This window comes from Kitasatospora sp. Ki12, from assembly GCF_054601375.1.
Genome location: NZ_BAAIHT010000005.1, coordinates 1 through 24,179, shown reverse-complemented (window position 1 = coordinate 24,179; position 24,179 = coordinate 1). Strand labels below are relative to the sequence as shown.

Genomic DNA, 24,179 nt, shown 5'->3' with positions numbered 1-24,179 from the left:
CGGGCCGTCCTCCTTGACGGCCCCGCCGCGGGCCGGATCCGGCCCTGACCGCAGCCGGCCCGCCAGCGCGTCAGCCCGCGCCCGCCCGCTGCCCCGTACCGCGCCGGGCGCCCGGGCGGCCCAGCCGGCGCACCGCCGGGCGCTCCACCACCGTGTACGTCAGCGCCCCCGCCCCCAGGGTCACCGCGAACGCCGCGAGGGTGAGCGCGACCGCGACCGGGGTGGGGTAGGTGCGGTCGCCCAGGAGCAGGGGGCGGCCGTGGAAGAGCACGACGCCCTGGCAGAGGTAGAAGCCGAAGGAGACGGCGCCGAGCCACTGCCCCAACGGGTGTGCGGGGGCGGTGCGGTGCAGGTCGCGGTGGGCGGCGGCGCACACCAGCAGGGCGAGCGGCACCAGCATCGGCAGGGTGAAGTCGTAGGGCGACGGGACGGCGAGGGTGAGCGCGTAGGCGGGCGGGAGCAGCAGGACGGCCGGGAGGAGGCCGGGGCGCGGGGCGCGGCCGGAGGCGACGGCGCGGGCGAGGAGCATGCCGAGGGCGAACTCCGGCAGCCGGGCGGGCGGGAAGAGGTATCCGAACCACAACTGGTCCAGGGACACCGGTAGTTGGGGGATCCGGGGCCGGTCGGGCAGCAGCGCGGCGTTGGCGGCGGCGACGGCCGCCGCGGCCAGCAGGGCGACGGCGGCGGCGGGCCCGACGCCCCGGTCGGGCAGGCGGCGCAGGGCGCGGTGCAGGAGCGGGAAGAGCAGGTAGAACAGCAGCTCGCAGCAGAGCGACCAACTGGGGATGTTCATCCCGGAGTTGACGTCGGGGTCGGGCGATTCGGCGTGCACGAGCAGGAGGTTGGGCAGCCAGACCCGTACGGGCGCGGCCCGGGCGAACAGCAGGAGGGCGGCCGTCCACACCACCAGGTGGGTGGGGTAGATCCGGGCCAGGCGCCGGCGCCAGAAGGTGCCCGGTGTCTCGCCGTCGCGTGCGGACCAGGTCAGGACGAAGCCGCTGAGGACGAAGAAGAAGGAGACTCCGGCGTACCCGGCCTTGGAGGTGGCGTGCGCGAGGGCGGTGGCGAGGGGCCGGTCGGCGAAGAAGGTGAGGGGGGTCCGCGGGTCCAGCGGGTCGACGGTGAGGAAGGCGTGGAAGAGGAAGACGGCGAGGGCGGCGGCGAAGCGCAGGGCGGTGAGGGTGGGCAGGGGGACCCCGGGCCTGCCGGTATGACATTGTGCACGCATGATCTGACTTTAAGTCACCGCGCGTGCGGGGCCGGTGGCGTGGGAAGTCGGCCGGTCCGACTTCCCACGCCACGGCGTGGACGGTCAGCCGCCGGCCGGCCCCGCGACCGCACCCCCGACCGGTCCCGCGACCGCGCTCGCGACCGGTGCGGCGCCCAGGGCCGCGGGCAGGTCCGCGAGGGAGTGCAGCACGCCGATCCGCTCCCCCACCGGCGTCCCGGTGGCGGCGCGGTCGAGCCAGAAGGCCCGCAGGCCGGCGTCGCGGGCGCCGAGCGCGTCCAGGTCGTACTTGTCACCCACGTAGGCGACCTCGTGCGGGGCCAGGCCCAGCCGCTCGCAGCCGGCCCGGAAGATGCCCGGGGCGGGCTTGGCCTCGCCGTGCTCGTCGGAGCAGACCAGCACCGCGTCGCCGAAGTACCCCAGCAGGCCGACGGCTTCGAGCTTGGCGCGCTGGTGGCCGGTGGAGGAGTTGGAGACGATCCCCAGCCGGTGGGTGGGCGCGAGCGCGGCCAGCACCGGCGCGGCGTCGGGGAACGCGGCCCGGACGCGGTCGCGGTGCGCCGCGTACCCGGCGAACCAGGCCCCCGCCTCCTCGTCCGACAGCAGCTCGGCGCCGCCCTCCCCCAGCCGCGCCAGGAAACGGCGGACCCGCTCGTCCTGCTGCCCCCGGAAGGTCAGCTCCCCGGCCAGGAACCGCGCGTAACTCCCCTCCATCACCTCCCGCCACACCGCCACCGCCGCCCCGGGCGACCCGAACCGCCCCAGCAGCCCCGACTCCCCCAGGTGGGCGAGGATCCCGGCCTCCTCCGATCCCGAGTAGTCGAACAACGTGTCGTCGACATCGAAGAGCACACCCCTGATGGACACGTCCCGCCCCTTTCCTCCACCGCCGCACCCGGCCCGCCCGGGGCCGCACGAAGCCGGCGTCAAGCCGTACGGACCCTACGCGAGCTCCGGGGCGGCCGGGGCGGCGGCCGCGGCGAGGAGGGCGTCGAGGAGGCCGGGGAAGCGGGTGTCGAGGTCGGCGCGGCGCAGGCGGACGAAGCGGTTGCGCCCGGCGACCCGGGTGGTGGTGACGCCGGCCTCGCGCAGCACCCGCATGTGGTGGGAGACGGTCGACTTGTGGAGGTGTTCCAGGCCCAGGCCGCGCGGGTCGCAGGAGTGCTCGGCGTCGTCCGCGTAGCTGAGCAGCAGGGTCAGGCGGACGGGGTCGCCGAGGGCGTGCAGGACGGTGACGAGGTCGATGTCGGCGGTGGCGGGCTGGGGCAGCCGCTCGTCCCCGCTCGTGGCGCCCGTGGTGGTCATGGCGTTCTGCCTCCGGGTCGGCTGGGGTGAGGGGAATGAATGGTTTGACAATCATCCACCAATCCCCGAGTGTTTGACGAGCTTCAAACTGTTGCACGTCTATCAAACAATCCATCCGACGATCAGCCCCGGGGGGCCCACCCGTGCCCGTACGTCTGCTCCTGCTCGCCCTCGGCACCTTCGCCGTGGGCACCGACTCGATGGTCGTCGCCGGCATCCTCGGCCCGGTCTCCGCCGACCTGGGGGTCTCGGTGCCCGCCGCCGGCCAGCTGGTCACCGTCTTCGCGCTCGGCTACGCGCTGCTGGCCCCGGTGCTCGCCGCGCTCACCGCCCGCTGGCCGCGCCGGCGCCTGCTGCTGACCGCGCTCGCCGTGTTCAGCGCCGCCAACGCCCTCAGCGCCCTCGCCCCCGGCTACGGCCCGCTGCTGGCCACCCGCGTGCTGGCCGCCGCCGGCGCCGCCCTCTACACCCCGACCGCCAACGCGGTGGCCACCACCCTGGTCGCCCCCGAACGGCGCGGACGGGCGCTGGCGACCGTGCTCGGCGGGATGACGGTGGCCACCGCGCTCGGCGTGCCGCTGGGCACCTGGGTGGGGCGCGGCGACTGGCGGCTGACCATGTGGCTGGTGACCGGCCTCGGCGTGGCCGCGCTGGCCGGGCTCGCGGCGCTGCTGCGCGGCCTGCCCGCCCCCACCGCCGCCCCCGCCCTCGCGGCGCGCCTGGCACCGCTGGGACAGCGCCGGGTGCTGGGCGCCGCCGCCACCACGCTGGTGTTCTTCCTCGCCTTCCAGAGCGTCTACATCTACCTGGCCACCGCCGTGTCCGGGGCCACCGGCGGCGACGGCGACCGGCTCAGCCTGATCCTGCTGACCTGCGGGGTGATGTCGGTGGCCGGCAGCTGGCTGGGCGGGCGCCTGGTGGACCGGCTGGGGGTGCGCCGGGTGCTGCTGGCCGGCTCCGCCGCGGCGGCCCTGGCCTTCGCCGCGCTGCCGTGGCTGGGGCGCACCATGGCGGGGGCGCTGGTGTACGCGGCGGTGGTGCCGCTGGCGGGGTGGGCGGTGTCGGTGGCGCTGCCGCACCGGCTGGCGTCGATCGATCCGGGGAACGCGCCGCTGCTGATCTCGCTGAACAGCAGCGCCCTGTACCTGGGGACGGCGGCCGGGGGCGTGGCGGGGTCGGCGGCGATCGGGGTGCTGGGCGGGCGGTGGTTCCCGGTGGCGGCGGCGGTGCTGGCGGTGGCGGCGTGCGTGGTCGCGGCGGCGACCACCCGCGAGGAGCGCCCCGCCTCGGCCCCTGCCGGAAGGCCGGCCGGCGCGCGGGTCTGAGCAGCCGTACGGGTGCCCCGGGCCGGGGTCAACTGGCCCGGGGCGGCGGCCGGTTCAGCTGCCGAGGACCTCGCCGACCAGGGCGCGGGCCTCGTCCTGGACCCGGGCGAGGTGCTCGGGGCCGTGGAAGGACTCGGCGTAGATCTTGTACACGTCCTCGGTGCCGGAGGGGCGGGCGGCGAACCAGGCGTTGTCGGTGCAGACCTTGATGCCGCCGATGGCGGCGCCGTTGCCGGGGGCGTTGGCGAGCACGGCGGTGATCTTCTCCCCGGCGAGTTCGCCGGCGCCGACCCGCTCGGGGGACAGCCGGGCCAGGCGGGCCTTCTGCTCGCGGTCGGCGGGGGCGTCGACGCGGGCGTAGGCGGGGGCGCCGTGGCGCTTCGTCAGGTCGCGGTAGCGGGCGCTGGGGGTTTCGCCGGTGACCGCGGTGATCTCGGAGGCGAGCAGGGCCAGCAGGATGCCGTCCTTGTCGGTGGTCCACACCCCGCCGTCGCGGCGCAGGAAGGAGGCGCCGGCGCTCTCCTCGCCGCCGAAGCCGATCGAGCCCTCCAGCAGGCCGTCGACGAACCACTTGAAGCCGACCGGGACCTCGACCAGGGTGCGGCCCAGGTCGGCGGCGACCCGGTCGAGCATCGAGGAGGAGACCAGGGTCTTGCCGACGCCGGCGTCGGCGGGCCAGTCGGCGCGGTGGCGGTAGAGGTAGTCGACGGCCACCGCCAGGTAGTGGTTGGGGTTCATCAGCCCGCCGTCGGGGGTGACGATGCCGTGCCGGTCGGCGTCGGCGTCGTTGCCGGTGGCGATGGCGTACTCGTCCTTGCGGCCGATCAGGGAGGCCATCGCGGACGGCGAGGAGCAGTCCATGCGGATCTTCCCGTCCCAGTCCAGCGTCATGAACCGCCAGGTCGGGTCGGTGAGCGGGTTGACGACCGTCAGGTCCAGGCGGTGGGCCTCGGCGATGCGCCCCCAGTAGGCCACCGACGCCCCGCCCAGCGGGTCCGCGCCGATGCGCAGGCCCGCCGCCCGCACCGCGTCCAGGTCCAGGACGGAGGGCAGGTCCTCGACGTAGGCGCCCAGGAAGTCGTGGCGGGCGGTGGTCGCCGCGGCCACGGCCCTGGCGTACGGGACCTTCTTCACCCCGCGCAGGCCCTCACGGATCAGCTCGTTGGCGCGGTCCTGGATCCACCCGGTGGCCTCCGACCCGGCCGGGCCGCCGCTGGGCGGGTTGTACTTGAAGCCGCCGTCACGCGGCGGGTTGTGCGAGGGGGTGACCACGATGCCGTCGGCGAGCGCGCGGGGGCTGCGCCGGTTGTGGGCCAGGATCGCGTGCGAGACCGCCGGGGTGGGGGTGTAGCCGTCGGCGGCGTCGATCAGCACGTGCACGCCGTTGGCCGCCAGCACCTCCAGGGCCGTCACCCTGGCCGGCTCGGAGAGGGCGTGGGTGTCCGCGCCCAGGAACAGCGGCCCGGCCACGCCCTGTTCGGCCCGGTACTCGCAGATCGCCTGCGTGGTCGCGGCGATGTGGTCCTCGTTGAACGCCGCGTCCAGCGAGGAGCCCCGGTGCCCCGAGGTCCCGAACGCCACCCGCTGGGCGGGCTCCTGCGGGTCCGGGTGCAGCGCGTAGTACGCCGTCACCAGCCGCGCCACGTCCACCAGGTCACCGGGCTGCGCCTGCTGCCCTGCCCGTGCGTGTGCCATCAGTCTTCTCCCGCCGCTTCCGACTCGTGTCCGGTTCCGCGTACCAACGCCTACTCACCGATCGTAGCCAGAACGCGACGGTGCCCCGAACCGCGACGGGCGGTCCGGGGCACGGGGGTCGAACTTTCCCGGGGTTCAGCCGGGCAGCTGCTGGCGGTAGCCGTCCAGGGCGGGCGCGGTGGTGGTCGCCAGGAACTCGGTGACCCGGTACGCGCACAGCCCGGCGACCGCGAACGGGTCGGTGGCCACCAGCGCCTCGATCGCGGCCCGGTCCTCGCCCACCGCCAGGATCACCCCGCCCTCACGCGGCACCTTGCGCCCCGAGGCGAGGAAGGTCCCGGCCGCGTAGTGCGTCTCCAGCCACGCGACGTGCTGCGGCAGCGCCGCGTCGATCCGCTCCAGCTCGGCGGTGTAGCTCAACTCCAGTACGAACATGCCGCCCAGGCTAACCGCGCCACCGCGGGGTCCTCACGCCGGTGGGCCGTTTTCCGGGGCCCGGGAGGTTGTCGACCCCCATCCTGCCAGGTCAGGCAACACTTCGGTAGGACGTAGCGCACCCTTCTTCCGCCTTGCCGCGCGGTGGGCGCGGGCCGCAGACTCGAGCAACATCCCACCCCCCCTTCCACGGTTCTGACGTGCCGGTGCCCCTGTTGCGGGCGGCCGGTGCGTGCTGCCGTCGTGCCCGGGGGCGGGGTGAGGTGAAGCGCAACGACGAAGGGGGACGCGGAAGATGAACGTGCACGGGGATCTGGTGCTGAAGGCGCGGGTTCGGCTGCTGAGCCACAACGAGCGGGTGCTGCACGGCGAGGAGGGCCTGTGGGTGTACCGGACGCTGTTCACGGTCACCCCGCACGTGTACGCGTACAAGTTGGCGCTGGTGCTGCGGGAGGCGGCCGAGGGCCCGCGGGTGGCCCACCTGCCCGGGGCGCGGGAGGCGCTGCTGGCGGAGGCGCGGGCGGCGGCGGCCCGCATCCCGGCGGGCGCGCCGCAGTACCAGGCGCGGATGTGGGAGTACTCGGTGGCGGATCTGCGGCTGACGGAGCAGCAGGTGGGGCGTACGGAGCGGTAGTGCGGGGCCGGGGCGGTGGGTGGCCGGGGGACGGCCGCGGTACGGCGGTCCCCCGGTGACGGCTGATCGGGGCGTTCCCGTGGCTCCCCGGGGGCCCGGGCCCCCGGGGAGCCACGGGACCGGCCGGGCCCCGTCAGGCGATCTCCATCTGGGCCATCATCCCCATCGCCGAGTGGTCCAGCAGGTGGCAGTGGTAGGGGTAGCGGCCGCGGTAGGAGTCGAAGGTGGCGTGCAGGCGCACGCTCTCGCCGGGCAGCAGGCGCACGGTGTCCTTGAGGCCGGACTCCTCGGGGCCGGGGGCCTTGCCGTTGCGTTCGAGGACGCGGAACTGCACCAGGTGCAGGTGGAAGTTGTGCGGGACGTCGGTGTTGGCGTTGACGACCGTCCAGATCTCCGAGGTGCCGAAGGCCACGGCGGCGTCGACGCGCGCCGGGTCGTACGCCTTGCCGTCGATCAGGCCGCGCGGGGCGGCGCCGCCGGTGCCCTCCTCGACCTTGAGGACGACGGTGCGTTCGCGGGCGGCCGGGCCGGGTGCGGGCAGGGTGCGCAGGCGGTCGGGGACGCTGCTGGGGTCGGCGGCGGAGCGGGTGATGTCGAAGCGCATGACCTGGCCGACGTGTTCGGGCGGTCCCGGCGGCAGGGAGTTGGTGAGGACGACGGTGGAGCCGACCGGGTAGCGGGAGAAGTCGATGACGACGTCGGCGCGCTCCCCGGGTGACAGGTCGACGGTGTCGGTGGTGTGGGGGCGTTCCAGCAGGCCGCCGTCGGAGCCGATCTGGGTGATCGGGCCGCCGTCCGCGAGGCGCAGGGAGAAGAAGCGCAGGTTGGAGGAGTTGAGCAGGCGCAGCCGGTAGCGGCGGGCGGCGACCTCGACCTTGGGCCAGGGGCGGCCGTTGGCGAGGATGGTGGTGCGGTTGAAGGGGTCGTCCATGCGGTAGACGAGGGTGCCGGAGGCGTCGAAGCGGGCGTCGCGCAGGGCGATGGGCAGGTCGTAGCGGCCCGAGGGCAGGGGCAGGGCGCGTTCGGTCTCGTCGGTGAGCAGGTAGGTGCCGGCCAGGCCGCGGTAGACGTGCTCGGATTCCATGTGGTGGGCGTGGTCGTGGAACCACAGGCTCGCGTGGGGCTGGTCGTTGGGGTAGGTGTAGGTGCGGGTGGCGCCGGCGCCGAGGAGGTTCATCGGGCCGCCGTCGCTGGCCACGGGCACCTTGGAGCCGTGCAGGTGGACGGAGACGGCGTCGTCCAGCAGGTTGGTCTGGCGTACGATCACCGGCCGCCCGGAGCGGGCGCGGATGACCGGGCCGGGGAAGGCGCCGTTGTAGGTGAGGACTTCGGTGCGGTGGCCGGGCACGATGCGGGCGAAGGAGCGGAGCATGGTGACGGCGTAGGTGTCGGCGCCGCCGTCGGTGGAGACGGGGCTGAGCACCGGGGGCACCGGCAGGGTGGTGGTGAACTTCTCGACCAGGGCGGGGCCGGTGTCGGGGCCCGGGTCGGGGGCGTCGGCGCCCGGGTGGGTGTGGTCGGGGGCCGTGTCCTGGACGGCGGCGGCGGGGGCGGCCGCGGGGGCGGCGGGGCGCAGGGTGGTGCGCATGAGCAGGACGCCTCCTGCGGTGGCCGCGGCGGCGCCGATCATCCTGCGTCTGCTCACCATCGCGTGTTCCTCCCGGGTGCCGCTCCCCCGGGTGCCCCGCGGGTGCGGGGCGGCCTGGTCCGGGGCCTGGTCCGGGGGTGATTGCAGCAGCGCCGCCTTGCGCGCCGCTGGGGTCCGGCTTGGGCGGGCGGCGGGGGCGGTGCGGCGGCGGTGGCGGGTGCGGGGGGCCGGCGTGGGGGCGGGTGGCGGGCCCGGTGGCGGTGAGCTGGGCGTGTTGCGGGCGCGTTGCGCGGCGCCTGGACGGTGGCTCGGGACGTAGTCGAGGAACGCTCGTGATCCGAGGCGGTCCCGGGCCCGGTGGGCTCGCGGAGGACTCGAAGGGGAGGGCCCAAGCGTGGACCTGCGGTACTGGCTGCCGAGGGCGGCCGAGGTGGCCGAGCGGTGGGGTGAGCGGTTCGGGTCGTTCGCCGCGCACCCCTCGCACCGGGTGGACGAGGCGGAGTTCGCCGCCGCGTTCGAGCGCTTCGCCAAGCGGCTGGAGCACAACTACCCGTTCTTCCACCCGCGGTACGCCGGGCAGATGGTCAAGCCGCCGCATCCGGCGGCGCTGGTGGGCTATCTGACGGCGATGCGGTTCAACCCCAACAACCACGCCTACGAGGGCGGTCCGGCGACCAACGACATGGAACGCGAGTGCGTGGCCGCGCTGGCCGCCATGTTCGGGCTGCCCGCGCACGTGGGCCATCTGACCAGCAGCGGCACCATCGCCAACCTGGAGGCGCTGTACGTGGCGCGCCAGAGCCATCCGGGCCGGGGGGTGGCCTACAGCGCGCAGGCGCACTACACCCACAGCCGGATGTGCCACGTGCTGGGTGTGGAGGGGCACGCGGTGGCGGCCGACGCCGAGGGGCGGATGGATCCGGGGGCGCTGGAGGAGCTGCTGCGCACCGGGCGGGTGGGCACGGTGGTCGTCACCTGCGGCACCACCGGGCCGGGCGCGGTGGACCCGGTGCACGAGGTGCTGGCGCTGGCGCGCCGGTACGGGGCGCGGGTGCACGTGGACGCCGCCTACGGCGGGTTCTTCGCGCTGCTGGCCGGTGACGACGGGCGGGCCGCGGAGCTGGGCATCGACCCGCTGCCGTGGCGGGCGATCGCCGGCTGCGACTCGGTGACGGTCGACCCGCACAAGCACGGCCTGCAGCCCTACGGCTGCGGGGCGGTGCTGTTCGCCGACCCGGCGATCGGCCGCCACTTCGCCCACGACTCCCCGTACACCTACTTCACCGACGCCGAACTGCACCTGGGCGAGATCAGCCTGGAGTGCTCGCGCGCCGGCGCCTCGGCGGCCGCGCTGTGGCTGACCCTGCAACTGCTGCCGCTGACCGCCGACGGGCTGGGCGCGGGACTGGCCACCGGCCGGCGCACCGCCCTGGCCTGGGCGGACCTGATCGAGGCCAGTGACGAACTGACGCTGCACCAGCGCCCCCAACTGGACATCGTCACCTACTTCCCGGCCCCCGGCGGCGGGCGGCCCGCGCTGTCGGCGGTCGACGCCGCCAGCGAGCGGGTGCTGCGCGCCGGGATGGCCGACGAGCGGGACCCGGTGTACCTGAGCGTGCTGCGCGTGGACGCCGGCGACTTCGCCCGCCGCCACCCGGGGGTACGGGTGGACGCGGACGGGGCGCGGGTGCTGCGCAGCGTGCTGATCAAGCCGGAGGCGCAGGCGTGGCTGCCGCGGCTGCACGCGCGGGTGGCGGCGCTGGCGGCGCAGGCCGTCGCGGCGCCTGCCGCACCGGCCGGGCCGTGCGCCTCGCCTTCCTCCGACGTACCGACCGCCGTACCCGCCGTACCCGCTGGACCGCTCGCCGTACCGACCGCCGTACCGACCGCCGTACCGAGCTCCCCCTCGTCCGCACCCTCGTCCGTCCCCTCGCCCGAGGAGAGTGTCCGTTGACCACCGCCACCGCCCTGACCGCCGGCCCGGGAACCGCCGTACGCGTCGCCGTACGCCGGGCCCGCCCCGACGAGGCGCCGGCCCTGGCCCGGCTGCTCGCCGACGCCTTCGCCGACGACCCGCTGATGCTCTGGGCCTTCCCCGACCCCGACCACCGCGCGCGGGTGCTGCCCGCCTTCTTCCGCGTCCACCTCGAACAGTGCCTGGCCCACGACGGCGTCGTGGTCGCCCACGAGGACACCGCGTACGGGCGGCTGCTGGGGGCGCTGCTGTTCCTGCCGCCGGGCGTGTGGGAGGACCCGGGCCGCGCCGACGGGGCCGCCACCCGCGCCCTGACGGAGGCCATCGACGCCGGCCGGCACGGCGAGTCCGCGCGCCGGCTGGCCGCCATCACCCACCTGCAGCAGCGCCGCCACCCGCGCCACCGCCCCCACCACTACCTGGCGTTCACCGGGGTGCGCCCCGACGCCCGCAGCGCCGGCGCCGCCCAGGCGATGCTGAGCGCCGTCGTCGCGGAGGTCGACGCCGCCGGGCAGGCCGCCTACGCCGAGACCAGCTCGACGGGCGGCGCCCACCTGTGCGTCACCCACGGCTTCACCCGCTTCGGCGAGACCATCGCCCTGCCCGGCGGCGGACCCCGCCTGGTCCCGATGTGGCGGGGGCCCCGATGACCGCGCCCGCACCCGCCGCCGGCGCCCTGCGCGTGTTCAGCGCCGAGCGCATCGACGCCGGCGACGCCGCCGCCCACCCCGAGGCCGTCGAGGTCCTCCACTGGGCCCGCCGCTTCCTCACCTCCGCCCACCCCGACCTGGGGCGCAGCGGACCGGTCTGCCCGTACACCCAGCCCTCGCTGCGCCGGGGCCTGTTCCACATCGCGGTGGCCGAGCGTGACGGCGGTGACGGGGACCTGCCCGCGCTGGTGGGTGAACTGCGGTCCCGCTACGACGCGTTGCTGGCCGAGCTGGCCGAGGAGTCGGACCGTGAGCTGCTGACGGTGCTGCTGGTGCTGCCCGAGCTGGACCGCGCCGACTCCACGGCGCTGGACGAGGCGCAGCGCAAGGCCAAGGACGAGTTCGTCGAACAGGGCCTGATGATCGGCCAGTTCCACCCGGTGTGCGAGGAGCCGGGGCTGTGGAACCGTTCGTTCCGTCCGCTGCGGGCGCCGGTGCCGCTGCTGGCGGTGCGCAAGCTGCTGGTCTTCGACCTGCCGTTCCTCACCGGTGACGAGACCCATCTGAACCACTACCTGGCCCGGTTCGCCCCCGAGGTCCCGGCCCGCATCCGCGACCAGCTGGTCACCAGCGTGCGCGCGCACCAGCGGGCCGCCGCCTGATCCGCCCCTCCCCCTGCGCGCGCGGAGCCCGGCCGGCGCCCGGCTCCGCGCGCGCCCCCCTGCGCCTGCCGTGTTCGGGGCTCGATGCAGGATGGGGGTCGACGGCGTGCCCCCTGGAAGAAGTTCTCGTGGTCGACCCCCGGCTCAGAGCCGCGCTGGCGCGCCTGCGCGCCGTGAGGTCGCGGCGGCCGGCCGGTGCGGATCCCGGCGACTTCGCCGACTGGCGGGACGCCATGGCCGATGCGCTGGACGGCCTTGCCGGTGTGCTCCTCTTCGAGGACGACCGGGTCAGGGCGAGAGCGGAGGCGGACGCGGCGCGGGCTCAGGCCGAGGAGATCCGACGGCGCGGCGAGGTCACTTCCCCGGATACGGCCTGACCACGTGGGCGGGAGCCGGCCATGACCGCCGGCGGGTGGCCGGGGCCGTCCGCCCCTGGTCCCGGTGGACCTGACCTGAGCTGCGGCGATCAGGATCCGTGATCGCCGCCGGAGCGTTCCAGGTCCGGGGGCGGGCGGCCCTGACCGGGTGGACTGTTCCCGCGGCCGGGGAAGCCGGCCGCGGGAGGTCCGGTAAGGAGCCGAGGATGCCGATCGTCACCGTTCAGCAGGGCCCGCGCGAGGCCGGGCCCAAGCGCGAGCTGGTCGAGAAGGTCACCGCCGACCGGTAGCCGGGCACACCCGGTCCCGCCCTGCCCCGCCCCCTGGTTCTAGCCGTCCTGGCCGGGCATGGCCATCGTCGTGGGGACGTAGCGCATGCCGTACGCGGCGCCGACCTCGTTGACCTTGGCGGTGTCCATCCGGCCGTCGGCGGTGCGCAGGGCGGGGCCGGCGGCGAAGACGTCCTCCAGGTAGCGGTCCCAGCCGCCGGGGGTGGAGACCTGGAGGCAGCGGGCCGGGGGCTGGGAGGCGTTGCGCATGGCGTGCGGGACGCCGTGCGGCAGCAGGGCGCACATGCCGGCCTCCAGGCGGTGGGTGCGGCCGTCGTAGTCGATCTCCATGGCGCCGTCGAGCACGTAGACGAACTCGTCCATCAGTTCGTGGACGTGGAGCGGGACGTCGATGTCGAGCCGGTTGACCAGGATCGCGGCCCGGCCCTCGGTGTCGGCGGTGGTCGCCTTGACGCCGAAGCCGGGCGGCAGCGGGACGCCGGTGGGCCGGTTCTCGGCGGGCCGGAGGATGAAGAACCGTTCGCTGCTCATGGAGCTGTCCCCTCGTCGGGTTCGGCCGCGGGCGCGGCGCGTCGCGGGCGGGCGCCGTGTCGCGCCCGCACCGTATACTGCTTCCGGAAACGGATTCCCTTTCCGTTTTGATGCTAGGAAGGAGCCGATGCGATGTCAACGCGATCCACCGAAGGCGGGACCCCGGGCGGTGCCGCGGGCAGCGGCGCGGGCGGCGCCCCGGGCGGTGAGCGGCGCCCGCGCGCCGACGTGGCCCGCAACCGGGCCCGGCTGCTGGCCGCGGCCCGCGCGCTGTTCGCCGAGCGCGGCGAACAGGTCGGGCTCCCGGACGTGGCGCGGGCCGCCGGGGTGGGCATGGGCACCGTCTACCGCCACTTCCCCACCCTGGCGGACCTGGTGGAGGCCGCGGCCGAGGACCGCTTCGCCGGGATCCTCGCCCACGCCCGCGCGCTGGCCGACGGCGGCGGCCAGGACCCCGTCCTGGACTACCTGCGCCACGTCGGCGAGGTCCTGGAGGCCGACCGCGGCCTGTCCGCCGCGATCGAGGCCCTGCGCGGCACCCCCGGCTCCGCCCCGCTGGGCCGCACCCGCGCCGAACTCGAGGAAGCGGTCGGGGTGCTGGTCGACCGCTCCCGCCGCCGCGGCACGCTGCGCCCGGACGCCACCGTCGCCGACGTCCACCTCCTGGCCGGCGCGATCTCGGCCACCGTCCGCACCGGCAGCGGCCCCTGGCGCCGCCTCCTCGACCTCACCGTCCAGGGCCTGCGCCCCCGCCCGGACGCCTGACGCCCGCCCGGCCGCGCGCCCGCGCCCGTACCCGAAACCCGGTGACACGCGCGCGCCGGACGGGGAGACTGGCGGCGGACACGCACGAACGGGCCGAAAGCGGAGGGACCACGCGGTGACACTGGCGAAGAAGGGCTCCCGCCGCATCGTCGTCGACGGCGTCGAGTACCGCTGGCGGGTCAGCAGGAAGCACTGGTGCTGCGACTACGACGCCGCCACCCTGGGCTACGCGGTGGAGGCCGCGGCCCGTCCCGGCACGACGCTCGTCGTGGAGACCGGCCGGCCCTCCGTCGCCGAACCGCGCGCGGCGGCGGGCGAGCTCGTCCTGCCGCGCGAGGTCGCCGCGGGCATCCGCGCCGCCCGCTCCGCCGGCTGGACGCCCGGCCGCGACGGCGCGCCGTTCAAGCTCCGCCTCTCCGCCGTCCCACCCGACGGGCCCTGACCGCGCGGCGCAGGCCCCGGCCGGCGGGCGGACCGGGCGGACCGGGCGGACCGGGCGAGGCGGTCGGCGAACGCGAGGACGGACGGCGGCGAACCCCGTCGGCACGCGCTCGACAGGATCGGGCACCCACGGCGGACGGAGGAGACGCGTGAGCGAACCGCTGCCGAGCCGGGTCGAGTGCTGGTGCTGCTCGAACGGACTGGTCCTCTTCTGCGTCGACACCGCGAGCGGCCGCCCGCTGCTGGAGTGCGAGGAGTGCATGTCCGCCCGGTGGGCACCCCCGGGCGGGGGCGAGGGAGGGCAGGAGCCCGGCTTCCTCACCATCGACATGCCGACCCGCCCGGCGACCCGGGCCGAGATCCGGGCAGCCGGCTGGGAACACCTCGTCCGCGCCCGGTGACCACGCGTCCGCAGGCAGGGCGGAGGCGGCCGCGATGCCGGCAGGACGGCGGCGGTCAGGACAGCGAAGTCAGCGGCAGGTGGCCGGGGGTGCCGATCAGCGGGCCGCGCAGCGCGTCGACCGGCGGTGCGGGAGGGGGGAAGGACCGCTGCCCGGCTCACTCTGGCGCCGCCGGACGATCTCTGACAGCATCTCAGCCGACGTGAACGAAACGTGTACCCATCGTTCACCTCTCCCGCACAAATTCCGAGTCGCCGAGAAGATCTGAGGCCTGCCATGAAGACCTTACGGACCCACACCTCGCACCTGGTGACGGTCGTGCTGCTGCTCCTGGGCATGATGACCGCCGCGAGCGCGCAGGCGCAGGCGGCCCCGCAGCGGGTCACCGGCAGCACGACCATCTGCTCCTTCTCCCCGATCCCGGCCGGCTGGGTCGTCACCAGCTCGTACAGCAGCTGGGGCTGTCCCGGCTCCGGCGTCTCGTACACGATCACCGACACGGCCGGGCAGACCAACCTCGCCATCTGCTCCTTCTCCCCCAAGCCGGCCGGGTGGGTGGTGACCAGCTCGTACAGCACCAGCAACTGCGCGGGCAGCGGCGTCGCCTACGGCTTCCACAACGTGGCCAACGACCTCAACGTCGGCGCGTGCTCGATGACCCCGATCCCGGCGGGATGGGTGATCTCCAGCTCGTACAGCAGCAGCAACTGCGCGGGCACCGGCGTCGCCTACACCCTGCACAACACCGTCAACGACACCAGCGCCGGCGCGTGCTCCATGACCCCGATCCCCACCGGGTGGGTCGTCACCAGCTCGTACAGCAGCAGCAACTGCGCCGGCACCGGCGTCGCCTACACCCTCTTCAAGATCACCACGCAGACCTCCGCCGTCGTCTGCTCCTTCTCCCCGCTGCCCGCCGGCTGGGTGGTCAGCAGCTACTACTCCAGCAGCAACTGCTACGGCAGCGGCGTCGCCTACTCCATCCGCAAGGCCTGACGCCGGACGGCGTGACGCCGGACGGCGTGACGCCGGACGGCGTGACGGCGGGGCCGCTCGGCCGCCCGGGGGCGCGTCCCCTCCCCCGGCCACCGGGCGGCCCCGCCGCACAGGCCCCGCCACACACGCCCCGCCCCGCCGCACGCGCCACGCCACGGCCGGCGCTGTCGGTGCGGCCTGCTTCGATGGCCTCCCGGAAACGACGACACCCTTCGGAGGAGACCTCGTGGGCACGTGGGGCAGCGGGAACTTCGAGAACGACACGGCCCTGGACCACCTGTCGACCGTCATCGACCGCCCCGCCGCCGTCAGGGCGTCCCCGGGCCGAAGCGGCGCCGGTAGGCGGTCGGGGTGATGCCGGTCGTGCGGCGCATCAGGGCGCGCAGGTTGGCGGCGGTGCCCAGGCCGCTGTGGCGGGCGACGGCCTCCATGCGGTTCTCGCCGCGTTCGATCAGCCGGCAGGCCAGGGCGAGGCGTTCGCCGGTGAGCCAGGCCGGCGGGGTGCATCCCAGCTGGGCGCGGAAGCGGCGGTGCAAGGTGGCGGGGCTGACGGCCGCCCGGCGGGCGAGGTCGGGGACGGTGAGGGGTGTGTCGAGCCGTTCCTGGGCCCAGGCGAGGACGGGGGCCAGGGATTCGTCGGGGGTGTCGGGCATCGGGCGTTCCACGAACTGGCGCTGGCCGCCGTCGCGGTGGGCGGCGAAGACGAGCCGGCGGCTGACGGTGTTGGCGACCTCGGCGCCGTGGTCGCGGCGCACCACGTGCAGCCCGAGGTCGAGGGCGGCGGCGCTGCCGGCGGCGGTGAGGATGTCGCCGTCGTCGACGAACAGCACGTCCGTCTCGAGGCGGACGGCGGGGAAGCGGGCGCGGAAGGAGTGCGCCCACTGCCAGTGCGCGGTGGCCCGGCGCCCGTCGAGGACGCCGGCCTCGGCCAGGGTGAAGGCCCCGCTGCAGAAGCCGATCAGGCGGGCGCCGCACGCGTGGGCGCGCCGGACCGCGTCGAGCACCTCGCGGCGCCGGGGCACCTCGGGGTCGGGCCGGTTGGGGACGATCAGGGTGTCCGCGGCCTCGGCGGCCGCCAGGCCTTCCACCCCGGTGAGGGTGAAGAAGCCGTCGCGCATCAGGGTGCGGGCCTGGGGGGCGCAGAGCCGGAAGTCGTAGAGGTCGCGGCCGATCTCGGGCCGGCGCAGGCCGAAGACCTCGGTGGCGCAGCCGAGTTCGAAGGGGTTGGAGTTCTCGTCCACGATCACGACGACCCGGTGGAGGTCCGCCGGGCGGGCGTGTGTCTGCGGGAGCCGGCCGGCGAGCGCACGGTCGTGCTGCCGCGCGGCGCGGTGTTCACCGTGCCGCGCGGCACCGAGCACAAGCCCTGCGCCCCCTCCGGCGCCGCGGTCCTCCTGTTCGAGCCCTCCGGCACGTTGAGCGTGGGCGAGCGCCACGACGAGCTCCCCGGCCACGTGGACGCCACGACCGGGCACGCCCTGGGCACCTGAGGGCCGGCCGGCCCGGTGAAGGGAGGAAGCCGCGCTACACGGCGACGAAGCGCCGGCCGCCGTCGCCGGCCAGGACGCGGCCGAAGCGCATGCCGGGGAAGTGGGCGGCGACCAGCAGGTCGCCGGTGTCGGCGGCCTCGTCCGCGATGCGGTTGCGCACCGCGGAGGCGGCCGCCGGGTCGACGTCCCAGATCACCTCCCAGTCGCGCTCGCCGAACTGCACCACCGAGTGGGCCACGTCCCCCAGCAGCAGGGCGCGGCGCCCGCCGGAGGAGAGCACGTACGCCGTGGTGCCGGGGGTGTGGCCGGGCAGGTGGAGGGCGTCCACGCCGGGGGCGAGGGTGAAGTCGGCGTCGAACAGCTCCAGTTGTCCTTCGACGGGGGTGAGTTTGGCGACGGCTTCGGGGGTGGCGCCCGCCCCGGTGACGAAGTGCTGCCAGTCGGCGCGGTGGGCGCGGTAGGTGGCGCGGGGGAAGACCGGCCGGCCCTCGACGGAGGCCCAGCCGACGTGGTCGAAGTGCAGGTGGGTGAAGACCACGTCGGTCACCTCCCCGGGCGTCACCCCGTGGGCGGCGAGCGAGTCCACCAGCGCGCCGCCGCAGTACCTGCCGTCGTCGAACGGCCCGACCCCGGCGTCGACCAGCACGGTGCGGGTGCCGCCGCGCACCAGGAAGCCGCCCAGCGGCAGGGCCAGGGTGCCGTCGGCCGCCAGGTGGTGGGCGTGGCAGGCCCACGGGTCGTCCACGCCGGGGCGGGTGAGGATCTCGGCGGCGACCTCGGTGCCGACCCCGTCCGCGACCGCCAGGACCTCGATGTCGCCGATCTTCACGCCGTACCCTCCCGGTGTCCGTCCACGTCACGGTGCCCGCGCCGCAGGAGTCCTCCGTGGGCGGGCCACCGGCTGCAACCCGTCGGCACCGCCCGGTCATTCCCGCACCACGCGAAGGCCCGGCGGGCCGTCAGGCGAGGGGCGGGCGGCGGCCGGTCCAGGGGTGGGCGAGTTCGAGGGTGCGGGAGACCTGGAGGAGGAGGTCCTCGCGCCAGGGGGCGGCGACGAGCTGGACGCCGACGGGCAGGCCGGTGGCCTCGTCGTGGTGCAGCGGCAGGGAGACCGCGGGCTGGCCGGTGACGTTGAACACCGAGGTGAACACCCCCATCGGGTAGCTGTTGCGCAGGGCCGCCGACGGGTCGTCCTCGGTGCCCGCCCGCCAGGCGCCGATCAGCGGCGGCAGGCACGCCATCGTGGGCGTGACCAGGAGGTCGAAGCCGGCGAGGAAGCCCTCGACGATGCGCCGCGACAGGTGCTGGGTGCGCTTGACCGCCTCCGCGTAGGCCCAGGAGTCGACCGCACGCGCCGCGGCGCGCAGCGCCCGGTTGTGCGGCTCGACGCGCTCGGGGTCCGCGAGCGGGACCCCGGCGGCGCCGGTGTTCCAGATCGTGGTGAACGCCGCGACCAGTTCCTCGGTGCGCGGCAGCGCCAGGGCCGTGTCGACGATGTGGTGGCCGGCCGCTTCGAGGGTGCGCAGCGTGCGGGTGACGGCCGCGGCGCAGGCAGGGTCCACGTCGACGCCGTCGACCGGGGAGCGGGTGAGCGCGCCGATGCGCAGCCCGGTGGGCGCCTGGGCGGCGAGCGCGGCGGTGAAGGGGCGGTGCGGGCCGGGCGGGGACCACCAGGCGCCGGGGTCGTGGCGGGCCAGGACGTCGAGGACGGCGGCGGTGTCGGCCACGGTGCGGGTGAGGACGCCGCTGGTGCCCAGGCCCTCCACGCTGACGGTGGCGCCGGTGATCAGGCCGCGGGTGGGTTTGAGTCCGACGAGGCCGTTGCAGGAGGCCGGGATGCGGATGGAGCCGCCGCCGTCCTCGGCGTGGGCCAGGGGGGCCATCGCGGCGGCGACGGCTGCGCCCGCTCCGCTGGAGGAGCCGCCGGGTGTGCGCTGCGGGTCCCAGGGGTTGCGGGAGATGCCCAGGGCGGGGCTCTCGGTGAAGGGCAGGGCGCCGAATTCGGAGGTGGTGGTCTTGCCGAGCAGGACGAACCCGGCGGCGGTGAAGCGGCGTACGACCGGGTCGCTGGAGGCGGCCGGGGTGCGGGAGGTGGCGAGGGAGCCGTGGGTGGTGGGCCATCCGGCGACGTCGAGGAGGTCCTTGACGGGCAGGGGGACGCCGAGGAACGGCGGCAGGCCGTCGGGCTCGTCGCAGCGTGCCAGGGTGTCGGCCGCGGCGCGGGCGGCTTCGCGCACGTCCTCGTCGGCCCGGTGGCAGAAGGCGTTCAGGGCGGGGTCGAGGTGGTCGACGCGGGTGAGGTAGAGGTCGGCGGCCTCGGCGGGGCTGAGCTCCTTGCGGCGGATGGCGGCGGCGAGGCCGACGGCGGAGGTGTACGGGTCGATCGGCGGGTGTGTCACGAACGGTCCTTCCCGGTGCCGGCGTTGGTGTGCCGTCAGCGTCGCGGCGGTGGGGGCGTCGTGTCTTGGACGAATGTCGCGTAGCCTTTGCGGTATGCGAGCCGTCGGGTCCTCTCGTGCCGCCGCCGCGCTGTGGGACATCTCGACTCCCGTGCGGCCGGGCCTTGTTCGCGGGGTCGCCATGGCCGGTTTCCGTGCCCGCGGCGCGGACCCGGTGGAGCTGGGGGTGGTCCCGTACCCGGCCGTGACCGTGGTGGTCGACCTCGGCGGCGACACGCTCGCCGTCGACGACGCCGGCGGTGTCCGGCACGGGGGCGCTGTGGTCGTCGGCCTGGCGCCCGGCGCGGTGCGCGGCGGCGGCCGTGACGTGGAGGTGCTGCAGGTGCGGCTGTCGCCGCCGGTGGCGCACGCGGTGCTCGGCGACCCGGCTCACCTGGCCGCGGCGGTGGTGCCGTTGGAGGAGCTGTGGGGGCGTGAGGCGGCGCGGACGCGGGAGCGGCTGCGGGCCTGCGGGTGCCGGCAGGAGCGGTTCGCGATCGCGGCGGCCGTGCTGGGGCGGCGGCTGGAGGCGGGCCGGCCGGTGGATCCCGAAGTGGCGTACGCGTGGCGGCGGCTGGTGCGCGGCCGGGGTGCGGTGCGGATCGAGGAACTGGCGGCGCAGACCGGGTGGAGCCGCAAGCGCCTGTGGTCCCGCTTCCACGCCCAGATCGGCCTCGGCCCCAAGCACGCGGCCCGGCTGGTGCGCTTCGACCACGCCGTCCACCGCCTCGCGGCGGGCCACAGCGCCACCCGGGTGGCGGCCGAGAGCGGCTACAGCGACCAGTCCCACCTCCACCGCGACGTCATGGCCTTCGCCGGCGTGACCCCCACGGCCGTCGCGCTCGCCCCCTGGCTGGCGGTCGACTCCGTCGCCTGGAACGCCCCCGGGCCCGGGCGGACACCGCACACCTGAGACAACCGTCGGCGCCGGGGGTGGCCGGCTGTGCGGGAACATTCGTCCAAGACGCCCGCCAGCGGCCCTGGCCACACTGCGGGCATGGACCGGACTCGACGTGACACCCCCCTGCCGCGCCCGCGCGGGCCGCGGTACGGCATCGACGCGCCCGCCTTCCCGGCGGCCACCGCCGCCGCCGGACTGGCCTGCTGCCTGGCCGCCGTACGCCGCGCTCCCCTGCGGCCCGCACGCGCCGCGCTGGCCGCCGCCGGCGCGGCGCTGCTCGCCCACAGCGGCGTCTACCTGCACACCACTCTGCGCGGCAAACTGCGCCTGTGGGCGCGGGAACTGGACCGGGCCGGCCTGGCCGGCGACGAGGACCTGCTGGACCTGGGCTGCGGGCGCGGCATGGTGCTGATCGAGGCGGCGCGGCGGCTGCCGTCGGGCCGCGCGGTCGGCGTGGACCTGTGGACCGCGGACCAGAGCGGCAACACCCGCGCCGCCGCGCTCGCCAACGCCGCCGCGGCCGGGGTGGGCGACCGGGTGCAGGTGCGCACCGGTGACATGAGGGCGCTGCCGTTCCCGGACGCCTCCTTCGACGTCGTGACGAGCGCGCTGGCGATCCACAACATCCCCTCGCCCCGGGACCGGTACCGCGCGCTGGACGAGGCGTTACGCGTCCTGCGCCCCGGCGGGCGGCTGCTGATCGCCGACCTGCGCCCGATGGCCCGCAGGTACGCCGCCCACCTGGGCCGGGGCGAGCTGCGCGATCTGGGTCCCGCCTACTGGTACGGGGGCCCGTACCTGGCCGTCACCCTGCTGGAGGCCGTCAAGGACGGGTAGGGCCCGGGGCGTGGGGCGGTGCGGGCCCGGGCCCGCACCGACGGGATCACAGGGTGGAACAGGACATCGGCCCGGGCACGCGGGCGCCCGCGTTCGAGATCGCCCCGTAGGCCCCGGGTGCGCACGGCAGGAAGGCCCCGCCGGGTGGCGGGGCCTTTCGCGCGCCCGGGGCCGGGGCGGCGGGTCAGACGGCGGCCAGCACCGGCGCCGCCGCGCCGGCCTGGGCCTGGGCCTGGGCGCCGGGGTGGGCGGCGCGGGTGCGGCAGTCGTCGGTGAAGGCGAGGGCGCGCAGGTGGTAGGGGCGGGCGGCGTGCCCGAGGGAGAGGTTGTGGCCGGCGCCGTGGGCGGTGACCAGGTGGGCCAGGCCGTCGGGGAAGGCGGCGGTCAGCGCGGTGCGGGAGGCCGGGTCCAGGCGCCACCAGTGTTCGTGTTCGGCGATCGTCAGGCGTACCGGGACGCGTACCCGGGCGGCGAGGGCGGCGTAGCGGGCGGGCCAGGTGGCGAGTTCGCGTCCTTCGAGGGCGGGGACGGGGGTGAGCAGGGCGCGGGCGGCGTGGAAGGTGCCGGGCGGGTAGAGGGAGAGGGGGCCCCAGTTGAGGCGGCCGCCGCCGGCGAGGTCGTCGGGGCGGTCCCAGGCGCCGGGGGCGTAGTGCTGGGCGAGGCCGTTGATGTCGGCGCCGAGCAGGGGCAGGCGGGGGTTGTCGGGCCAGTGGGCGGCGAGGTGGAGGGCGATCTTGCCGCCGAAGGAGTGGGCGAGGAGCTGGACGCCGGCGCCGGTGGGGTGGGCGCGGGCGTAGTCGGTGAGGGCGGCGTGCAGGGTGGCGGCCTGGTCGGCGATGAGGCGGCCGGCGGGCAGGCGGTGGGCGGAGGCGCCGTGGCCGGGGCGGTCGATCGCCAGGACGGTGTAGCCGAGGTCGGCGGCGAGGGTGAGCAGGCTGGTGTCGGGGTGGGCGGGGCCGGCGAAGTAGGCGGCGCGCATGCCGCGGCCGTGGATGGCGAGGACGACGGCCTTGGGTTCGCCGTGTTCGGGTTCGGCGACCAGGGCGGACAGGGGGATGCCGTCGGCGTCCAGGACGAGGGAGCGGGTGCGCAGCGGGTCGGTGGTCATGCGGCGACTCCGGTGCGGGCGGCGTCGAGGGTGGTGAGCCAGGTGGGGATGTCGTCGGTGCGCATGAGGGCGGTGCCGACGAGGAGTCCGGCGTAGCCGGCGTCCAGGAGGCGGGCGGCGGTGTGCGGGTCGGTGATGGCGGAGGCGGAGACGGGGGCGGGGCAGCCGGTGGCGCGGACGGCGGGCAGCAGGCGCAGGCTGCGCTCCAGGTCGCCGCTGTCGCGTTCGCGGGTGCGGATGTCCTTGTTGTTGACGGCGATGACGCAGCTGTCGGGGTGGGGCAGGTGGTCGAGTTCGCGTTCGTGGGTGATCTCGACGAAGGGGGTCAGGCCCAGGGAGAGGGCGCAGGTGACGAGGCGGGTGAGGGAGGTGGCGGGCAGGAGGGCGGCGGTGAGCAGGACGGCGGAGGCGCCCATGGCGTGGGCGGCTTCGAGCTGGGCGGGGCGGGTGAGGAAGTCCTTCTGGAGGACGGGCAGGGTGGTGGCGGCGGTGACGTCGCGCAGCAGGCGGGTGGTGCCGCCGAACCAGCGGCCGGTGACGACGGACAGGCAGGGGGCGCCGGCCTGTTCGTAGCGGGTGACGAGGTCGGTGACGGTGCGTCCGGCGAGGAGGTCGCCGCCGTGGGGGTCGCGGAGTTTGACTTCCATGACCAGGGGGCGGCGGGCGCCCAGGAGGGCGTTGGCGAAGCCGGTGGTGGTGTCGCTCATGCGGTGGCCTCCTGGAGGCGCGGGTGCCAGGCGCGGGTGAGGGCGGTGACGGCGTCGTGGGTGAAGTGGCCGGTGCGGTCGCGGGCGGCGGTGTCGATGTCGGCGCCGGCGTAGAGGGGGTGGTCGGTGACGGTGCGGTAGGTGTCGCGGTTGGCGGTGTTGAGGCCGCCGGCGAGGAGGAAGGGGGTGTTGAGGCGGGGCAGCAGGGCGTGGACGTGGGCGGGGTCCAGGCTCTGGCCGGTGGAGCCGACGCGGCCGTCGTCGGTGACGGTGTCCAGGAGGAACAGGTCGGTGCCGGCGCGTTCGAAGGCTTTGGTGAAGGCGCGTTCGAGGCAGCGTCCGCGGGAGAGGTGGAGGACTTTGACGAGGACGGCGTAGGGCAGGCGCTCGCGCAGGTCGGCGACGAGGGCGGGGCTCTGGTAGGCGTGGAGCTGGATCCAGCGGATGCCGGTGGAGCGGGCGAGGCGGGCGAGGCGGTCGGGGTCGTCGAGGAAGGTGACGAGGACGGGTTCCAGGCCCAGGCGGATGGCGGTGGCGGCGAGGTCGGCGAGGTGGTCGGCCTCGAGGTCGGCGGGGCCGTCGGGGACGCCGTGCCACAGGCCGACGAGGGTGGGGCCGGTGTCGGCGAGCAGGGCGAGGTCGGCGCGGCTGCGGGCGCCGCAGACTTTGAGGTGGCCGGGGCGTACGGGGGCGGGCGGTGTGGCGGCCAGGGTGGCGGGGGCGGTCATTTTCCCAGTCCCAGCATGGCGGCGATGCGGTTGTACTGGATCTCGTTGCTGCCGGAGTAGATGGTGCCGGCGACGGCGTTGCGCACGTCCTTCTCCAGTCCGTATTCGGACATGTAGCCGTTGCCGCCGAAGACCTGGACGGCGGCCAGGGAGGTGGCGAGGTTGGACTCGCTGGTGAGGAGTTTGGCGATGGCCATGTCGACGGTGACGTTGTCGCCGGCCTCGAGGCGCTGGGCGGTGTCGTAGAGCCACTTGCGGGCGGTCTCGAGGCGGATCTTGGTGTCGACGATCTTGTTGGCGACGGACTGGTAGGAGCCGATGGGCTTGCCGAAGGACATGCGGGTCTTGGCGTAGTCCAGGCAGCGGGCCAGGCGGTGCTGCATCTCGCCGGTGTTGACGATGAAGGAGTAGAGGATCTCGCGTTTCATGACGTGGTCGAGGACCATGAAGCCGCCGCCGACGCGGCCCAGGACGCGGTCCTTGGGGACGCGGACGCCGTCGAGGAAGAGTTCGGACAGCGGGGAGGTGCGCAGGCCCATCTTCTTGATGGGGTTGCCGGTGGTCAGGCCGGGTGTGTCGGCGTCCAGGAGGAAGGCGGTGACGCCGAGCGCGCCGCCCTGGGGGTGGGTGCGGGCGTAGACGACGATGACGTCGGCGACGGGGCCGTTGGAG

The 24,179-nt window shown here is 75.5% G+C and carries 27 protein-coding genes and 1 pseudogene; 14 read left to right on the top strand and 14 right to left on the bottom strand.

Annotated features, from left to right (window positions below):
• Positions 1 to 70: 70 nt before the first annotated feature.
• The 3 genes from ACYP53_RS41255 to ACYP53_RS41245 form a co-directional block, all read right to left on the bottom strand.
• Complete coding sequence (locus ACYP53_RS41255; RefSeq protein WP_459651228.1) at positions 71 to 1,228, bottom strand: acyltransferase family protein; 1,158 nt, start codon at positions 1,226 to 1,228, stop codon at positions 71 to 73.
• Between the two features lie 84 nt (positions 1,229 to 1,312).
• Entirely contained in the window at positions 1,313 to 2,095 is a 783-nt protein-coding gene (locus tag ACYP53_RS41250; protein WP_459651227.1) for an HAD family hydrolase, read from the bottom strand.
• A gap of 75 nt (positions 2,096 to 2,170) precedes the next feature.
• Positions 2,171 to 2,533, bottom strand: a complete 363-nt coding sequence (locus tag ACYP53_RS41245; protein ID WP_459651226.1) for an ArsR/SmtB family transcription factor — start codon at positions 2,531 to 2,533, stop codon at positions 2,171 to 2,173.
• Positions 2,534 to 2,676: 143 nt separating this feature from the next.
• Here ACYP53_RS41245 and ACYP53_RS41240 point away from each other — a divergent pair, with 143 nt between their 5' ends.
• Positions 2,677 to 3,858 carry an MFS transporter gene (locus tag ACYP53_RS41240; RefSeq protein ID WP_459651225.1) on the top strand — a complete coding sequence of 394 codons (1,182 nt, stop codon included), beginning with the start codon at positions 2,677 to 2,679 and terminating at the stop codon, positions 3,856 to 3,858.
• Between the two features lie 54 nt (positions 3,859 to 3,912).
• Here the strand turns inward: ACYP53_RS41240 and pgm are convergent, their stop codons facing one another.
• Entirely contained in the window at positions 3,913 to 5,553 is a 1,641-nt protein-coding gene (gene pgm, locus ACYP53_RS41235; RefSeq protein ID WP_189925351.1) for a phosphoglucomutase (alpha-D-glucose-1,6-bisphosphate-dependent), read from the bottom strand.
• 135 nt (positions 5,554 to 5,688) lie between these two features.
• The gene (locus ACYP53_RS41230; protein ID WP_189925350.1) at positions 5,689 to 5,988 is read right to left on the bottom strand and encodes a YciI family protein; all 300 of its coding nucleotides are present in this window, start codon (positions 5,986 to 5,988) and stop codon (positions 5,689 to 5,691) included.
• A gap of 295 nt (positions 5,989 to 6,283) precedes the next feature.
• Here ACYP53_RS41230 and ACYP53_RS41225 point away from each other — a divergent pair, with 295 nt between their 5' ends.
• Positions 6,284 to 6,622: a hypothetical protein gene (locus ACYP53_RS41225; protein WP_459651224.1), complete on the top strand. Its 339-nt coding sequence runs from the start codon at positions 6,284 to 6,286 to the stop codon at positions 6,620 to 6,622.
• A gap of 133 nt (positions 6,623 to 6,755) precedes the next feature.
• Here the strand turns inward: ACYP53_RS41225 and ACYP53_RS41220 are convergent, their stop codons facing one another.
• Positions 6,756 to 8,270 (bottom strand): multicopper oxidase family protein, encoded by a 1,515-nt coding sequence (locus ACYP53_RS41220; protein ID WP_459651223.1) that lies wholly within the window; start codon positions 8,268 to 8,270, stop codon positions 6,756 to 6,758.
• Between the two features lie 334 nt (positions 8,271 to 8,604).
• Here ACYP53_RS41220 and ACYP53_RS41215 point away from each other — a divergent pair, with 334 nt between their 5' ends.
• The 5 genes from ACYP53_RS41215 to ACYP53_RS41195 all read left to right on the top strand — a co-directional run bounded on the left by ACYP53_RS41215 (position 8,605) and on the right by ACYP53_RS41195 (position 12,164).
• Positions 8,605 to 10,164 (top strand): pyridoxal phosphate-dependent decarboxylase family protein, encoded by a 1,560-nt coding sequence (locus ACYP53_RS41215; protein WP_459651222.1) that lies wholly within the window; start codon positions 8,605 to 8,607, stop codon positions 10,162 to 10,164.
• Positions 10,161 to 10,835 carry a hypothetical protein gene (locus tag ACYP53_RS41210; protein WP_189925346.1) on the top strand — a complete coding sequence of 225 codons (675 nt, stop codon included), beginning with the start codon at positions 10,161 to 10,163 and terminating at the stop codon, positions 10,833 to 10,835. Before ACYP53_RS41215 ends, ACYP53_RS41210 begins: the two co-directional genes overlap by 4 nt.
• A complete protein-coding gene (locus tag ACYP53_RS41205) occupies positions 10,832 to 11,497 on the top strand; it encodes a DUF6875 domain-containing protein (RefSeq protein WP_459651221.1) in 666 nt (221 codons plus the stop codon). The genes ACYP53_RS41210 and ACYP53_RS41205 overlap by 4 nt, the downstream gene beginning before the upstream one ends.
• Before the next feature lie 128 nt (positions 11,498 to 11,625).
• Positions 11,626 to 11,874, top strand: a complete 249-nt coding sequence (locus ACYP53_RS41200) for a hypothetical protein (RefSeq protein WP_459651220.1) — start codon at positions 11,626 to 11,628, stop codon at positions 11,872 to 11,874.
• A gap of 98 nt (positions 11,875 to 11,972) precedes the next feature.
• The gene (locus ACYP53_RS41195) at positions 11,973 to 12,164 is read left to right on the top strand and encodes a hypothetical protein (RefSeq protein ID WP_459651219.1); all 192 of its coding nucleotides are present in this window, start codon (positions 11,973 to 11,975) and stop codon (positions 12,162 to 12,164) included.
• A 39-nt stretch (positions 12,165 to 12,203) separates the two neighbouring features.
• On the opposite strand, the gene ACYP53_RS41190 is transcribed toward ACYP53_RS41195, so the two are convergent.
• The gene (locus ACYP53_RS41190) at positions 12,204 to 12,695 is read right to left on the bottom strand and encodes a cupin domain-containing protein (RefSeq protein ID WP_459651218.1); all 492 of its coding nucleotides are present in this window, start codon (positions 12,693 to 12,695) and stop codon (positions 12,204 to 12,206) included.
• A gap of 132 nt (positions 12,696 to 12,827) precedes the next feature.
• Between ACYP53_RS41190 and ACYP53_RS41185 the strand changes: the two genes are divergently transcribed.
• The 4 genes from ACYP53_RS41185 to ACYP53_RS41170 all read left to right on the top strand — a co-directional run bounded on the left by ACYP53_RS41185 (position 12,828) and on the right by ACYP53_RS41170 (position 15,298).
• Positions 12,828 to 13,460: a TetR/AcrR family transcriptional regulator gene (locus ACYP53_RS41185; protein WP_459651217.1), complete on the top strand. Its 633-nt coding sequence runs from the start codon at positions 12,828 to 12,830 to the stop codon at positions 13,458 to 13,460.
• Between the two features lie 115 nt (positions 13,461 to 13,575).
• Positions 13,576 to 13,902, top strand: a complete 327-nt coding sequence (locus tag ACYP53_RS41180; RefSeq protein ID WP_459651216.1) for a hypothetical protein — start codon at positions 13,576 to 13,578, stop codon at positions 13,900 to 13,902.
• Between the two features lie 148 nt (positions 13,903 to 14,050).
• A complete protein-coding gene (locus ACYP53_RS41175; protein WP_459651215.1) occupies positions 14,051 to 14,302 on the top strand; it encodes a hypothetical protein in 252 nt (83 codons plus the stop codon).
• A gap of 276 nt (positions 14,303 to 14,578) precedes the next feature.
• Positions 14,579 to 15,298, top strand: coding sequence for a hypothetical protein (locus ACYP53_RS41170; RefSeq protein WP_189925336.1), 720 nt, complete (start codon positions 14,579 to 14,581; stop codon positions 15,296 to 15,298).
• Between the two features lie 308 nt (positions 15,299 to 15,606).
• Here the strand turns inward: ACYP53_RS41170 and ACYP53_RS41165 are convergent, their stop codons facing one another.
• On the bottom strand, positions 15,607 to 16,545 hold the full coding sequence (locus tag ACYP53_RS41165; RefSeq protein ID WP_459651374.1) for a GlxA family transcriptional regulator: 939 nt from the start codon (positions 16,543 to 16,545) through the stop codon (positions 15,607 to 15,609).
• Here ACYP53_RS41165 and ACYP53_RS41160 point away from each other — a divergent pair.
• Positions 16,531 to 16,788 (top strand): annotated as a pseudogene (locus tag ACYP53_RS41160) (cupin domain-containing protein); the annotation flags it as partial. The gene ACYP53_RS41165 and the pseudogene ACYP53_RS41160 sit on opposite strands and share 15 nt — an antisense overlap.
• Before the next feature lie 34 nt (positions 16,789 to 16,822).
• Here ACYP53_RS41160 and ACYP53_RS41155 read toward each other — a convergent pair.
• Both ACYP53_RS41155 and ACYP53_RS41150 read right to left on the bottom strand, forming a co-directional pair.
• A complete protein-coding gene (locus ACYP53_RS41155; RefSeq protein WP_189925331.1) occupies positions 16,823 to 17,617 on the bottom strand; it encodes an MBL fold metallo-hydrolase in 795 nt (264 codons plus the stop codon).
• 130 nt (positions 17,618 to 17,747) lie between these two features.
• Positions 17,748 to 19,187 (bottom strand): amidase, encoded by a 1,440-nt coding sequence (locus ACYP53_RS41150; RefSeq protein ID WP_459651214.1) that lies wholly within the window; start codon positions 19,185 to 19,187, stop codon positions 17,748 to 17,750.
• A gap of 181 nt (positions 19,188 to 19,368) precedes the next feature.
• On the opposite strand from ACYP53_RS41150, the gene ACYP53_RS41145 reads away from it, so the two are divergent.
• Both ACYP53_RS41145 and ACYP53_RS41140 read left to right on the top strand, forming a co-directional pair.
• Positions 19,369 to 20,139: a helix-turn-helix domain-containing protein gene (locus ACYP53_RS41145; RefSeq protein WP_459651213.1), complete on the top strand. Its 771-nt coding sequence runs from the start codon at positions 19,369 to 19,371 to the stop codon at positions 20,137 to 20,139.
• A gap of 84 nt (positions 20,140 to 20,223) precedes the next feature.
• Positions 20,224 to 20,964, top strand: coding sequence for a class I SAM-dependent methyltransferase (locus tag ACYP53_RS41140; RefSeq protein WP_189925325.1), 741 nt, complete (start codon positions 20,224 to 20,226; stop codon positions 20,962 to 20,964).
• Positions 20,965 to 21,148: 184 nt separating this feature from the next.
• Here ACYP53_RS41140 and ACYP53_RS41135 read toward each other — a convergent pair whose 3' ends face one another.
• From ACYP53_RS41135 to ACYP53_RS41120, 4 genes are all read right to left on the bottom strand, one after another.
• Positions 21,149 to 22,072, bottom strand: coding sequence for an alpha/beta fold hydrolase (locus ACYP53_RS41135; protein ID WP_459651212.1), 924 nt, complete (start codon positions 22,070 to 22,072; stop codon positions 21,149 to 21,151).
• Positions 22,069 to 22,779: an indole-3-glycerol-phosphate synthase gene (locus ACYP53_RS41130; protein WP_459651211.1), complete on the bottom strand. Its 711-nt coding sequence runs from the start codon at positions 22,777 to 22,779 to the stop codon at positions 22,069 to 22,071. Before ACYP53_RS41130 ends, ACYP53_RS41135 begins: the two co-directional genes overlap by 4 nt.
• Entirely contained in the window at positions 22,776 to 23,507 is a 732-nt protein-coding gene (locus ACYP53_RS41125) for a phosphoribosylanthranilate isomerase (RefSeq protein WP_189925318.1), read from the bottom strand. Before ACYP53_RS41125 ends, ACYP53_RS41130 begins: the two co-directional genes overlap by 4 nt.
• Positions 23,504 to 24,179, bottom strand: a 676-nt coding sequence (locus tag ACYP53_RS41120; RefSeq protein ID WP_459651210.1) for an acyl-CoA dehydrogenase family protein, incomplete at its 5' end; no start/stop codon positions are given. The genes ACYP53_RS41125 and ACYP53_RS41120, both read right to left, overlap by 4 nt.